The following is a 12,849-nucleotide window of genomic DNA, read 5'->3' on the forward strand; positions in this document are numbered from 1 at the left end:
GGGGGTCAGACCCAGGCGGACGGGTCGGCCAGCACCCGGGCGAGCACCTCGCGGGCCCCGCCGGTGAGCGCCGCATGGGGGCCGGCCTGGGCGGCCCGCACCTGCAGATCGACGAAGGGCGCAGCGAGCACGCGCTCGGTGAGCGCGGCCTCGACGTCGGCGCGCAGCCACGGCAGCAGCTCGGTGTAGGCGCCGCCGAGCACGATCGTGCCGATGTCGATGAGGTTCACGAAGTCCGCGAGCGCCGAGCCGAGCGCGCGTCCGGCGGGCAGGTCGGCGTCGTCCGCCCGCAGGCGTGCCACCAGGTCGGCGAGCGGGGCGTCGGCCGGCAGGCCGGCCGCGCGCATCATCGCCTCCTTGCCCGCGTACTGCTCCAGGCAGCCGAAGGCGCCGCACGAGCAGCGCGGCCCGGCCGGGTCGACGACGACGTGCCCGATCTCGCCGTTCCAGCCCCGTTCCCCGAGGAAGAGCCTGCGGTCGACGACGATCGCCGCACCGATGCCGACGTCGCCGGAGACGAAGACGAACGAGTCGGGTGCGGCGACGTCCGACCCGCCCGCGAGCTCGGCGAGCGCCGCGAGCTTGGCCTCGTTGGCCACCTGCACGTCGAGGTCGAGGCCGAGGAGCGGCACGGGTTCGATCGAGGACCAGCCGAGGTTGGGGGCCACCTGGAGCGTGCCCGCGCGCGGGTCGACGAGGCCGGGCAGCGCGAGCCGGGCGCCGGCCACGGTCATGCCGGAGGCGGTGACCTCGTCGGACAGCTCGCGGGCGAGGGCACCGAGACGGGCCAGCACCGCCGTCGGGTCGCTGTCGTGGAAGGAGCCGGGGACCACGCGCTCGGCGACGACGTCGCCCGTGAGATCCAGCACACGCGCGCCGAGGTAGTCGACGTTCACCTCGAGCCCGAGGCCGACGACGGTCCGCGGCGCGGGCACCAGCGGGACGGCGGGCCGGCCGGCGCGCCCCCCGGTCACCGCCGGCAGCTCGCGCACGAGCCCGGCGGCCACGAGCTGGTCCACCAGGGTGGACACCGTGGCGCGGGCGAGGCCGGTCGCGGTGGCGACGCCCGCGCGGGACAGTGGTTCAGGCACCTCGAACACGGCGCGGGCGACGAGCTCCAGGTTGTGCTCGCGCAGGGAGTGCTGGCGGGCCGCGGCCGGACCTGGGCGCGTGGTGGTCTCGTGGGCGGTCCCGGCTGTGGTCACGCCTTGACTGTAGCCGAACCCCGGGTAATAGTTCAGTCGTACAACTAATGCGGCGCCGCATGCCGGGGCCGCCCTCGACGAGGAGACCCCGTGAGCGACATCAAGTACTCCTTCGGCCTGTGGACCGTCGGCTGGCCCGCCAACGACCCGTTCGGTACGGCGACCCGCCCCGACCTGGACCCGGCCGAGTCCGTCCGGAAGCTCGCCGACCTCGGCGCCTGGGGCTTCACGTTCCACGACAACGACGTCTACCCCTTCGGCTCCGGCGACGCCGAGCGCCAGAAGCACATCGACTCCGTCAAGAAGGCCGCCGCCGACACCGGGCTGGTCTGCGAGATGGTCACCACCAACACCTTCACGCACCCCGTCTTCAAGGACGGCGCGTTCACGTCCAACAACCGCGACGTGCGCCGCTTCGGCCTGCGCAAGGTGCTGCGCAACGTGGACCTGGCGGCCGACATGGGCGCGTCCACGTTCGTCATGTGGGGTGGCCGCGAGGGCACCGAGTACGACAACTCGAAGGACCTCAACGCCGCGCACGCGCGCTACGCGGAGGGCATCGACACCGTCGCGTCCTACATCAAGGAGAAGGGCTACGGGCTCAAGATCGCCCTCGAGCCCAAGCCCAACGAGCCGCGCGGCGACATCTTCCTGCCGACGATCGGCCACGCCATCGCGCTGATCGACTCGCTCGACAACGCCGACATCGTGGGCCTCAACCCGGAGACGGGCCACGAGCAGATGGCCGGCCTCAACTACACGCACGGCATCGCCCTGGCGCTGCACGTGGGCAAGCTGTTCCACATCGACCTCAACGGCCAGCACGGCCCGAAGTACGACCAGGACCTGGTCTTCGGCCACGGCGACCTGCTCTCGGCGTTCTTCACGGTGGACCTGCTGGAGAACGGCTTCCCGAACGGCGGCCCGCGCTACGAGGGCCCGCGCCACTTCGACTACAAGCCCTCGCGCACCGAGCACCTCGACGGCGTGTGGGAGTCGGCCAAGGCCAACATGAAGACCTACGACATGCTGGCCGCCAAGGCGAAGCAGTACCGCGAGGACCCCGAGGTCCAGGCGGCGTTCGAGCACGCGGGCATCTTCGAGCTCGGGCAGCCGACGCTCGCCGAGGGCGAGTCGTTCGACTCCTTCCTCGCCGAGGCCGACCCCGACGTCGACGCCCTGGCCGAGCGGGACTACGGCCTGGTGCGCCTGCACCAGCTCGCCCTGAACCACCTGATCGGCTGACGATCGGCGGGGCTCACCCCGCCCCCCTCCCCTTCGAGACCGAGGTTTCTTCGCTCTGGACGACTCCAGAGCGAAGAAACCTCGGTCTCGAAGGGGATCCGCTCTGCCGGCGGCCGCTGCCGTCGGAGCCACGCTGTACCGTGGCTGCCGCCTTCCCCCGAACCTTCTGGAGCACCGATGCCCCTCGTCGCCGGCGTGGACACCTCCACGCAGTCCTGCAAGATCGTCGTGCGCGACGCCGAGACCGGCGCCCTGGTCCGCACCGGGTCCGCCAAGCACCCGGACGGCACGGAGGTGGACCCCCGCCACTGGTGGGACGCCTTCCAGGAGGCGGCCGCGGCGGCCGGCGGCCTGGCCGACGTCGCCGCGCTGGCCGTGGGCGGTCAGCAGCACGGCATGGTCGCGCTCGACGCCGAGGGCAACGTCGTCCGCGACGCGCTGCTGTGGAACGACACGCGCTCCGCGGCGGCCGCGGAGGAGCTGATCACCGAGCTCGGCGACGGCGACCGCGACGCCGGCGCCCAGGCGTGGGCGGACGCCGTCGGCTCCGTGCTCGTGGCCTCGCTGACGGTCACCAAGCTGCGCTGGCTGCGCGACAACGAGCCGGAGAACGCCGCGCGCGTCGCCGCCGTGGCGCTCCCCCACGACTGGCTGTCGTGGCGCATCGCCGGGTACGGCCCGGCGGGCGACCCGACGGCCCCGCTCGGCCCGCAGCTCGACGCACTGTTCACCGACCGCTCGGACGCGTCCGGCACCGGCTACTACGACGCCGCCTCCGGACAGTACCGGCCTGACCTGCTCGAACGCGCCCTGGGCCGCACCGACGTGGTGCTGCCGCGCGTCGTCGGGCCGGCCGAGGCGGGCGCCGTCGCGCACCCGGACGTGGCGGGTTCGGCCGTCGGCGGCGGGGCGCTGATCGGGCCCGGCGCCGGCGACAACGCGGGCGCGTCCCTCGGCCTTGGCATGACCCCGGGTGACATCGCGATCTCGATCGGCACGTCGGGCGTGGTCTCCGCCGTCGCGCCGGAGCGCACGGCCGACGGGTCCGGTGCGATCAACGGTTTCGCCGACGCCACGGGCAACGCGCTCATGCTGGCCGTCACCCTGAACGCCGCCCGCGTGCTCGACGCCGCGCGCGAGGTGCTCGACGTCGACTTCGACGAGCTGGCCGAGCTCGCGCTCCAGGCCCCGCCCGGGTCCGACGGGCTCGTGCTCGTGCCGTACCTGGAGGGCGAGCGCACCCCCAACCGGCCCGACGCGACCGGAACCCTGCACGGCATCCGCCTGGCCACCTCGACCCGCCCGCACCTGGCCCGCGCCTACATCGAGGGCATGCTGTCCGGCCTCGCCGACGGGCTGGACGCGCTGCGCGCGCAGGGCGTGGCCGTCGAGCGCGTGATGCTCATCGGCGGGGCGGCGCAGTCGCCGGCCGTGCAGCAGATCGCGCCGCAGGTCTTCGGCCTGCCGATCGGCATCCCCGAACCGGGCGAGTACGTGGCCGACGGCGCCGCGCGGCAGGCCGCCTGGACGCTCGCCGCGGCGTCGGACGCCGGCGCGGACGCACCCGCCTGGTCGACGACGATCGCGACGACCCTGCCGGCCGACCCGCGACCGGTCATCCGCGAGCAGTACGCCGCGGTGCGCGACCTGGTCTGACCGCCCCCAACCCCGCCGAGATAGAACTGCAGCGAGATAGAACTGCAGCGAAGTAGAACCAGAGCGGTAGCTGCGGTTCTACCTCGCTGCGGTTCTATCTCGCTGCAGTTCTACTTCGGCAGTGAACGGTGGTAGGTCAGGTGGCGGAACCGGAGGCCCGAGCGCGACGTCGTCCATCCCGTCGTGGACACGACCGTCCACTCCGGGCCGATCTCCGGGGCGAACGCGTCCCCCTCGACCTCCGTGTTGATCTCGCTCACCTCGAGCACGTCGGCGATCGGCAGCGTCTCGTCGTAGATCTGCGCACCGCCCATCACCCAGATCTCCTCGCCGCCGGGGGCGTCGGCGGCCACCGCGAGCGCCTCGCCGAGCGTGGTGACCGGCACCACGTCGCCGTCGGCGTCCGGGACGCCCTGCGCGCCGCGTGACGAGACCACGATGTTGGTGCGGCCGGGCAGCGGCCGGCGCGGCAGCGACTCCCACGTGAGCCGGCCCATGACGACCGGGTGCCCGGCCGTGACGCCCTTGAAGTGCGCGAAGTCCTCCGGCACGCGCCACGGGATGTCGCCGCCGGCGCCGATCACCGGCCGGCCCGCGGCGTCGCGCGCCTGCCCCCAGATGAGCCCGATCATCAGACGGCGATCGGGGCCTTGATGGTGGGGTGCGAGACGTACCCCAGCACCTCGACGTCCTCGTACTCGTAGTCGAAGATCGAGTCGCGCGGCGCGAGCCGCAGGGACGGGTAGGGGTACGGGTCGCGCGCGAGCTGCGTCTCGACCTGCTCCACGTGGTTGTCGTAGATGTGCACGTCGCCGCCGGTCCACACGAACTCGCCGACCTCGAGCCCGGTCTGGGCCGCGACCATGTGGGTGAGCAGCGCGTAGGACGCGATGTTGAACGGCACGCCGAGGAACAGGTCGGCCGAGCGCTGGTAGAGCTGGCAGCTCAGCTTCCCGTCGGCCACGTAGAACTGGAACAGCGCGTGGCAGGGTGGCAGCGCCATGTCGTCCACCTCGGCCGGGTTCCACGCCGTGACGACGTGGCGCCGGGAGTCCGGGTTGGTGCGGATCTGCTCGACGACCTTGGCGATCTGGTCCACGTGCCCGCCGTCGGGCGTGGGCCAGGAGCGCCACTGCACGCCGTAGACCGGGCCGAGCTCGCCCGACTCGTCGGCCCAGTCGTCCCAGATCTTGACTCCCCGCTCCTGCAGCCAGCGCACGTTGGAGTCGCCGCGCAGGAACCACAACAGCTCGTACACCACGGACTTGAGGTGCACGCGCTTGGTGGTGACCAGGGGGAAGCCCTTGGCCAGGTCGTACCGGATCTGCCGCCCGAACACGCTGCGCGTGCCGGTACCGGTGCGGTCGCCCTTGCGGGTGCCGGTCGCGAGCACGTCGCGGAGCAGGTCCTCGTACGGGGTCTCGATCTCGGTCATGCGGCAAGCCTATGCCGGACGGCGCGGGCGCCGGCGGACCGTCCGCCCGGCGCGCGTCCGCACCGTCGTGGAGGGCAGGCGGCTCGCCTGACATACTCGGCGGCACCGACGAGGAGGAAAAGCATGGCTGAGCAGGTGGGTTCACGGGTCCGGCGGTCGCCCGTGCTGTGGGTGGCGCTGGTCGCGGTGGCGCTGGCCGCGGCGATCCGGCTCGCGGGCGGCATCGCCGGGACGTCGGCACTGTGGCCGGTCGCGATCGGCATCGTCGCGGTGGCGGTCATCGTGGTGCTCGTCTACGCGCTGCTGGACCGGAGCGCCCGGGGTGCCGTGCGGCGTGTGTCGGCGCTGCGTCCCGGCGCGCCGGTGCACCTCACGGTCCCCGCCACGGAGCTCGTGGAGACGGCGGCCCGGCTGGGTGTGGACCAGCGCGCCGTCCGGCCGGACGGGTCCCGGTACACCGTGGTCGCCGTGCTCCCCGACCGGGTCGAGATCTGGGACCGCGACGGCCGGCAGCCGCTCTGGTCCGTGCCGCCGCCGCGCGGCGCCGGCGACGTCCGCGTGGTGCTCACCCGGATCGGGCTCAGCTCGATGGACGCCCTGCGCATCGGGTCGGACGGCGACCAGAACGCCCTCCTCGTGCGGCCCGTTCCGACGCCGGTCTGGCGTGACCTGAGCCGGCGGCACCGGCAGGCCGCCATGGAGCAGCTCGTCCGCGACCTCGGCCACGACCCGGCGCACGTGCTCGTCTGACGGCGTGCCGGGCCGGGGTCAGCCCTGCTGCTGCGCCCGCAGCTCCCGGAGCTGGCGACCTCGCCGCCGGTACAGCGCGCCCGTGGTGATGATCGCCGCCGCCGCGAGCGCCCCGATCACCGCGCCCCAGCCGGTGCCGCCGCGGAACGCCGGCCCGTCGACGTCGAGGATGCGCTCGCCCGCGTGCGCCGCCGCCGACGTGCCCAGCACGATGCCGAGGGTGAGCAGGTTCGGCACCGCGAACAGCGCCGCCACCAGCACGAACCCGCCGCGCACGGCCCACGTCCGGTTCGGCATGGCGGCCTGGGCCAGGAACAGCAGGGGGACGAGCGTGAACACCGCGCCCGTGACCAGGCCCCACCACGCGCCCGCGGCGAACGAGCCGTCCACCGCGTTGCCGATCACCTGGGCCCACCAGCGCGGCAGGAACGCCGACAGGAAGAGGTAGACCAGCCACACGGCCACGATCACGGCCACCACACCGGCCAGGCGCTTGGCCATGTCGCGCCAGTCGGGGCGCCAGCGGGCGGCCGGGGGCGTGCCCGGGGTCGTGGCCGGGGGCGTGCCCGGGGTGGCGTGCTCGGGAACGGGCGCGCCGCCCTGTTCGGCACCACCGTGTTCGGCACCACCGTGTTCGGCACCACCGTGCATCGCACCGTCCAGGCGGTCCTCGCCCGACGACGGGCCCGTGGCCGCCGGTCCGCCGCTCGCGTTCTCCGCCATGGAACCGATCGTCGCAGCGTGCGGGCGGCTCCGCCCGCCGAACGGTCGCCGCACACCGACCCGCGTCGTGTGACGCGCGGAACGGGAACGCCAGGGGCCTTGTCCGCGTTGAACTGCAGGCCGACCGACCGGGCCGCACGACCCGGCTCCGTGAACGTGTCGGTGACCAGTGGAAGGATGATCCCTATGACGGAGCAGACCACCACCCCGGGTGCGACGAGCACCGCGGAGCCCGCGACCCCTTCGCCCACCGACCCGCTGTGGGTCGAGCGCAACGGCACCCGCACCTACACGGGCTTCTCGGCCCGCGGCGCGCGCGTCGAGATCGGCCCGGCGAGCGCCGGTGCGGTGTTCACACCCGGCGAGCTGCTGAAGATCGCGCTCGCGGCGTGCGCCGGCATGAGCAGCGACAAGGCGTTCTCGCGCCGCCTGGGCGACGACTACCGGACGACGATCCGCGTCGAGGACCCGAAGCTCGTCGAGGAGGACCGGTACCCGGTGCTCACCGAGAAGTTCGAGATCGACCTCTCGATGCTCGACGACGACGAGCGGGCGAAGCTCCTGACGATCGCGCAGCGCTCGATCGACAAGGCCTGCACCGTCGGGCGCACGCTCAAGGCGGGCGCCCAGATCCCGGACGCGCAGTTCGAGCAGCCGACAGGAGGCTGACATGGCTGATGACAAGAAGCTGACCGCCGCCGAGCAGAACGGCCGGGCGACGCCGGGCGACGCCGTCCTGAAGCCGGACCACTCGCTCGAGGTCACACCGGCGGACTGGGCGAGCTACAAGCCCGACGGTCCGCTGGACTACCTGGTCAACCGCGCCGTGACCATCCCGTCGGCGACGATCCACAAGCATGTGGACAAGGTGCGCGCCCGGAACCCGGGCGCCACCCCGGCGGAGGTCGTGCGGCTCCTGGAGAAGGAGTACCTGCGGGTCATCCAGACGACGGGTGGCGCGGTCGGCGCGGCCGCGGCCATCCCGGCGGTCGGCACGGCGGCGAGCATCGCCCTGTCCACGAGCGACGTCGCGACCTTCTTCGCGTCGTCGGCGGCGTTCTCGCTCGCCGTGGCGGACGTGCACGGCATCGACGTGCAGGACGTGCCGCGCCGTCGGGCGCTCCTGCTCGCGACCGTGCTCGGCGACAAGGGCGCGCAGGACGTCGAGGACGCCATCGGTGGCTCGGGTGTGGCATGGGGCAAGGTGCTGCTCACGAGCATGCCGCGCACCACGCTGCACCGCGTGAACAAGGCGCTGACGCACCGGTTCGTGCAGCGTCAGGTGGCCAAGCAGGGCAGCCTGATGCTGGGCCGCATCCTGCCGTTCGGCGTCGGCGCCGTGGTCGGCTGGTTCGGCGCGCGGGCGCTCGGCCACACCGTGATCGCCCAGTCCCGCATCGCGTTCGGCACCCCGCCGGACCGCTTCCCCCGGGTGATCGAGCAGAAGTAGCACCCCATCCGGGTGCGAGTGGGCCCGATATATGCTGTTGACCGGCACGATCGCGGGACCGGCTCTAGGCTGCGACCCATGGCGGACACGACGCACGGCGCACTCGCCCCGACGTACCAGCCCCTGCCGATCACCATCGCGCGAGCGCAGGGCACGCACGTGTGGGACACCGACGGCAACGAGTTCCTCGACTTCCTGTCGGGGTACTCGGCCCTGAACTTCGGGCACCTGCACCAAGGGCTCGTCGCCGCCGCGATGTCCCAGCTACGTCAGGTGACGCTGACGTCCCGCGCGTTCGACCACGACCGGCTCGAGGAGTTCGCGCAGCGGCTCGTCGAGGTGGTCGGTCCGCTGACCACCGGCGGCGAGGACAGCCTCGTCGTGCCGATGAACACCGGCGCCGAGGCCGTGGAGACCGCGATCAAGGCGGTCCGCAAGTGGGGCTACGACGTGCGTGGCGTGCCGGCCGACCAGGCGACGATCGTGGTCGCGGGCGGCAGCTTCCACGGCCGCACCACCACGCTGGTCGGTCTCTCGGACGACCCGGTCACCCGCGACGGCTTCGGCCCGTTCGCCCCCGGCTTCCGCCGGGTTCCCTTCGGTGACCTCGCCGCGGTCGCCGACGCCGTGGACGACACCACCGTGGCCGTGCTCATGGAGCCGGTGCAGGGCGAGGCGGGCGTCGTGGTGCCGCCCGACGACTTCTGGCCCGGCCTGCGCGAGCTCACGACCAGTCGTGGCATCGCCCTGGTGGCCGACGAGGTCCAGTCCGGCCTGGGCCGTGCGGGGGCGACGCTCGCGTGCGAGCTGTGGGGCGTGCAGCCCGACCTGGTCTGCCTCGGCAAGGCTCTGGGCGGCGGGATCGTGCCGGTCTCGGCGGTGGTCGGCCGGCCCGACATCCTCGGCGTGCTGACCCCGGGCACGCACGGCTCGACGTTCGGCGGCAACCCGCTGGCCTGTGCCGTGGGCGTCGCGGCGCTCGACCTGCTCTCGACCGGGCAGTACCAGGCGCGGGCCGCGGCGTCCGGCCAGGTGCTCAAGGAGCGGCTCGACGCCCTGGTGGAGCGCGGCCTGCTGACCGCGGCCCGGACCGTCGGGCTGTGGGCGGGCGTGGACGTCGACCCCACGCTCGGCACCGGCCGCGACCTGTGCGAGGCCCTGCTGGAGCGCGGCGTGCTCGCCACGGACACGCACGGCGCGACGATCCGCCTGTCACCGCCTCTGTCGATCGTGCAGCCGGAGCTCGAGATGGCGCTCGACATCCTGGAGGAGTCGCTCGTGTCGCTCCGCGAGGAACGCGACGCGACGGGGGCCGCGGCGGGCGGCGCGGAGACGACGGGCGCGCCGGAACCCGAGGCGGAGGCGTCCGGCTCGTCCGACGACGAACCGCGGACCGCCGACGCGCAGGGTGACGCCGGGCCGCCCGAGAACGGAACGCCTGAGCACGCGACACCCGCTGACGGGACGACCGAGAACCCGAGCAGCGCAGTGGCCGCGGACGCCACAGATGCCGAGCCGACGGCGGCGGATCCCGACCCCGCTCCCGACGCCGCAGCAGCCGGCGCTCCCGGCGCCGCTGACGGCGCCCACGCCGAGGCCGTCGTCGACGGAGCACCTGAGACCGACGCACCTGAGACCGACGCACCTGAGGCCGACGCGGCGCCCGAGGCCGACGCCGGCACTCCCGCAGCGCCCGAGACCGAGCCCGACGCCGCCCCCGACGCCCGCCCCGCCGCGGAGACCCCCGAGGACGCCCCGTCCGCAGCACCCGCCAAGCGACGCGCCCCGTCCGCCAAGCGCCGTCAGGGCTCGCCCCGCCGCGGCTCGACCGCGGCCGCCGCCGACGCCGGCGACAGTCCTGCCGAGACACCGGCCGAGGGCCCGGGCGGGCGCTCCGAACTGTCACCGACCGCCGGCTGAGCGTAGGCTCCGGGAGGTGACCACTACGACGTCGTCCCCCGCTACCGCAACGCTCCCGCCGCTGGCCGAGCTCCAGCAGGCTTACGCCGAGCTCCAGGCCCGTGGCCTGAAGCTGGATCTCACGCGCGGCAAGCCCTCGGCCCAGCAGCTCGACCTCGCCGAGCCGATGCTCGACCTGCCCGGTGCGGGCACGCACACGGACGACGCGGGCACGGACACGCGCAACTACGGCGGGCTGGACGGCGGGCTCGCGATCCGCCGCATCTTCGCCGAGCTGCTGGACGTGCCGGTGGAGCAGCTCCTCGCGGGCGGCAACGCGTCGCTGACGCTGATGCACGACGTCGTCGCGTACGCCGAGCTGTTCGGCTTCCCCGAGTCCCCGAAGCCGTGGGCGCGCGAGGAGACGGTGCGGTGGATCTGCCCGGTGCCGGGCTACGACCGGCACTTCACGATCTGCGAGGCGCTCGGCATCGAGATGATCCCCGTGCCGATGACCGTGGACGGGCCCGACGCCGAGGCGGTGGCCGCGCTCGTCGCCGACGACCCCACGGTCAAGGGCATGTGGGTGGTGCCGACGTACTCCAACCCGGACGGTGCGGTCATCACCGAGGACGTCGCCCGCGCGCTCGTCTCGATGCCTGCCGCCGCGCCGGACTTCCGCATCCTGTGGGACAACGCGTACGCCGTCCACCACCTGACCGACGACGAGGTGACCAGCCCGAACGCGCTCGCGCTGGCCGCGCAGGCCGGGAACCCGGACCGCGTGGTCATGTTCGCCAGCACCTCGAAGATCACGTTCGCCGGCGCGGGCGTCTCGTTCCTCGCCGGGTCGCCCGCGACCATCGCCTGGTACAAGAAGCACCTGTCGGCGGCGTCGATCGGCCCGGACAAGATCAACCACCTGCGGCACGCGATGTTCTTCGGCTCCGCCGACGGAGTGCGCGAGCACATGCGCAAGCACCGCGAGATCCTGGCGCCCAAGTTCGAGGCTGTGGTGCAGATCCTGGCCGAGCGACTGGGCGCGTACGGCATCGCGTCGTGGACCGAGCCCAAGGGCGGCTACTTCGTGTCGCTCGACGTGGCGCCGGGCACGGCGTCGCGCGTCGTGGAGCTCGCCAAGGATGCCGGCATCGCGCTGACGCCCGCCGGCGCGACGCACCCGTACGGCAAGGACCCGGAGAACATGAACGTGCGCCTCGCGCCGTCGATGCCGCCGCTGGACGAGGTCCGCACGGCGATGGACGGCGTCGCGACCTGCGTGCTCCTGGCCGCGGCCGAGTCCCGCTCCTGACTGACCCACGAACGCGTCAGACCCTCAGGCCACCGGAGTGGCCTGAGGGTCTGACGCGTTTCGCGGGTCAGTCCGGGCAGTGCTTGTTGACGACCAGGACCGGGCAGGCCGAGTGGTGCAGCACCGCCTGGCTCGTCGAGCCCAGGAGCAGCCCGCGGAACCCGCCGCGGCCGCGCGAGCCCACCACCACCAGGTCGGACGCCGTCGAGAACTCGGTGAGCAGCTCGGCGCCGGTGCCGTCGAGCACGATCCGCCGGATGCGCAGCCCGGGGTTCTGGGCCTCGTACCGGTCCACCAGCACGTCCATGCCTGCACCGATGTCCGCGAGCACCTGCTCGCGGTCGATCGACGACGGCAACCATGCCAGGATCCCGGCGTTCCCGACCGGCACGCCCGTGACGGCGGTCAGCTCAGCGCCCCACGCGGTGGCCTGGGTGATCGCGTGCTGCAGCGCACGCTCGGCCTGCGGCGAGCCGTCGACGCCGACGACGATGCGCCGCACCTCGCGGACCTCTCCCGGCCCCGACGTGCCGGCGGGCTCGGCCTCGGCCTCCCCGGGCTCGCCCCAGGACACGCCGCGGTTGGCCTCCGCCCGCAGCGGCACGACGACGACGGGACACTGCGCGTGCGCGGGCAGCGCGGACGAGACCGTGCCGAGCAGCCGCTCCGTGAACCCGCCCCGGCCACGCGTGCCGACCACGGCGAGCCCGTAGTCGCCCGAGAGCTCCACGAGCACGCCGGCGGCGTCGCCGGTCGCGACCTCCGTGGTGGCACGCACCCCGGCGTCGGCCACCCGGGCCTCCGCCTCGGCCAGGACGGACTTCGCGCCCTCCTGGATGGTGGTGTCGTCGAGCGCGGCGTAGCCGCCGTCGAGGGATGCCGCCGTGAACGAGGGCAGCGAGTAGCTGCAGACGATGTGCAGCGACCATCCCACGCGGTGCGCGTAGGCGGTGGCCCAGTCCAGCGCGTGCAGGCTCGCGGCCGATCCGTCCACCCCGACCAGTACGACCTCGGATCGTGTCATCGGCAGCCCTTTCCTCTGCGGTGCACCCTTGCACCTCCCACGCTACCGGCGGCGGGGCCGTCGTGGGACGTCAGTCGCAGGAAACCGGCCCACCCGCCGCGACCTGCACGGCGGCACAGCAGAGCGCCTGCCCGGCCGCACCCCGGCGCA

At 73.6% G+C, this 12,849-nt stretch carries 12 protein-coding genes; 7 read left to right on the forward strand and 5 right to left on the reverse strand.

The window, feature by feature from the left end; all coding sequences use genetic code 11:
* Positions 1-5 precede the first annotated feature (5 nt).
* On the reverse strand, positions 6-1,205 hold the full coding sequence (locus APR03_RS10070) for an ROK family transcriptional regulator (protein WP_253835267.1): 1,200 nt from the start codon (positions 1,203-1,205) through the stop codon (positions 6-8).
* Positions 1,206-1,295: 90 nt separating this feature from the next.
* On the opposite strand from APR03_RS10070, the gene xylA reads away from it, so the two are divergent.
* Complete coding sequence (gene xylA, locus APR03_RS10075; RefSeq protein WP_253835270.1) at positions 1,296-2,450, forward strand: xylose isomerase; 1,155 nt, start codon at positions 1,296-1,298, stop codon at positions 2,448-2,450.
* A 177-nt stretch (positions 2,451-2,627) separates the two neighbouring features.
* Positions 2,628-4,106: a xylulokinase gene (gene xylB / locus APR03_RS10080; protein ID WP_253835272.1), complete on the forward strand. Its 1,479-nt coding sequence runs from the start codon at positions 2,628-2,630 to the stop codon at positions 4,104-4,106.
* Positions 4,107-4,216: 110 nt separating this feature from the next.
* Here the strand turns inward: xylB and APR03_RS10085 are convergent, their stop codons facing one another.
* Positions 4,217-4,738 carry a dihydrofolate reductase gene (locus APR03_RS10085; protein WP_253835274.1) on the reverse strand — a complete coding sequence of 174 codons (522 nt, stop codon included), beginning with the start codon at positions 4,736-4,738 and terminating at the stop codon, positions 4,217-4,219.
* Positions 4,738-5,541: a thymidylate synthase gene (locus APR03_RS10090; RefSeq protein ID WP_253835276.1), complete on the reverse strand. Its 804-nt coding sequence runs from the start codon at positions 5,539-5,541 to the stop codon at positions 4,738-4,740. Before APR03_RS10090 ends, APR03_RS10085 begins: the two co-directional genes overlap by 1 nt.
* 123 nt (positions 5,542-5,664) lie before the next feature.
* Between APR03_RS10090 and APR03_RS10095 the strand changes: the two genes are divergently transcribed.
* Complete coding sequence (locus tag APR03_RS10095; RefSeq protein ID WP_253835278.1) at positions 5,665-6,291, forward strand: hypothetical protein; 627 nt, start codon at positions 5,665-5,667, stop codon at positions 6,289-6,291.
* 18 nt (positions 6,292-6,309) lie between these two features.
* Here APR03_RS10095 and APR03_RS10100 read toward each other — a convergent pair whose 3' ends face one another.
* Positions 6,310-7,014, reverse strand: coding sequence for a hypothetical protein (locus APR03_RS10100; protein WP_253835288.1), 705 nt, complete (start codon positions 7,012-7,014; stop codon positions 6,310-6,312).
* Between the two features lie 186 nt (positions 7,015-7,200).
* Here APR03_RS10100 and APR03_RS10105 point away from each other — a divergent pair, with 186 nt between their 5' ends.
* The 4 genes from APR03_RS10105 (at position 7,201) to APR03_RS10120 (ending at position 11,675) form a co-directional block, all read left to right on the forward strand.
* On the forward strand, positions 7,201-7,683 hold the full coding sequence (locus APR03_RS10105) for an OsmC family protein (protein WP_253835292.1): 483 nt from the start codon (positions 7,201-7,203) through the stop codon (positions 7,681-7,683).
* Between the two features lies 1 nt (position 7,684).
* The gene (locus APR03_RS10110; RefSeq protein ID WP_253835293.1) at positions 7,685-8,464 is read left to right on the forward strand and encodes a hypothetical protein; all 780 of its coding nucleotides are present in this window, start codon (positions 7,685-7,687) and stop codon (positions 8,462-8,464) included.
* A gap of 78 nt (positions 8,465-8,542) precedes the next feature.
* Positions 8,543-10,384, forward strand: coding sequence for an ornithine--oxo-acid transaminase (gene rocD / locus APR03_RS10115; protein WP_308216478.1), 1,842 nt, complete (start codon positions 8,543-8,545; stop codon positions 10,382-10,384).
* 16 nt (positions 10,385-10,400) lie between these two features.
* Entirely contained in the window at positions 10,401-11,675 is a 1,275-nt protein-coding gene (locus APR03_RS10120) for an aspartate aminotransferase type Ic (RefSeq protein WP_253835294.1), read from the forward strand.
* 67 nt (positions 11,676-11,742) lie between these two features.
* Here APR03_RS10120 and APR03_RS10125 read toward each other — a convergent pair whose 3' ends face one another.
* Entirely contained in the window at positions 11,743-12,699 is a 957-nt protein-coding gene (locus APR03_RS10125) for a universal stress protein (protein ID WP_253835297.1), read from the reverse strand.
* Positions 12,700-12,849: the final 150 nt, after the last annotated feature.

This window comes from Promicromonospora thailandica (assembly GCF_024171955.1).
Classification (GTDB): Bacteria; Actinomycetota; Actinomycetes; order Actinomycetales; family Cellulomonadaceae; genus Promicromonospora; species Promicromonospora thailandica.

What these genes read in the sequence shown, in the direction of transcription:
- xylB (WP_253835272.1), top strand. Translation starts at nt 2,628, where the DNA reads ATGCCCCTCGTCGCCGGCGTGGACACCTCCACGCAGTCCTGCAAGATC.
- APR03_RS10085 (WP_253835274.1), bottom strand. Translation starts at nt 4,738, where the DNA reads ATGATCGGGCTCATCTGGGGGCAGGCGCGCGACGCCGCGGGCCGGCCG.
- APR03_RS10090 (WP_253835276.1), bottom strand. Translation starts at nt 5,541, where the DNA reads ATGACCGAGATCGAGACCCCGTACGAGGACCTGCTCCGCGACGTGCTC.
- APR03_RS10095 (WP_253835278.1), top strand. Translation starts at nt 5,665, where the DNA reads ATGGCTGAGCAGGTGGGTTCACGGGTCCGGCGGTCGCCCGTGCTGTGG.
- APR03_RS10100 (WP_253835288.1), bottom strand. Translation starts at nt 7,014, where the DNA reads ATGGCGGAGAACGCGAGCGGCGGACCGGCGGCCACGGGCCCGTCGTCG.
- APR03_RS10105 (WP_253835292.1), top strand. Translation starts at nt 7,201, where the DNA reads ATGACGGAGCAGACCACCACCCCGGGTGCGACGAGCACCGCGGAGCCC.
- APR03_RS10110 (WP_253835293.1), top strand. Translation starts at nt 7,685, where the DNA reads ATGGCTGATGACAAGAAGCTGACCGCCGCCGAGCAGAACGGCCGGGCG.
- rocD (WP_308216478.1), top strand. Translation starts at nt 8,543, where the DNA reads ATGGCGGACACGACGCACGGCGCACTCGCCCCGACGTACCAGCCCCTG.
- APR03_RS10125 (WP_253835297.1), bottom strand. Translation starts at nt 12,699, where the DNA reads ATGACACGATCCGAGGTCGTACTGGTCGGGGTGGACGGATCGGCCGCG.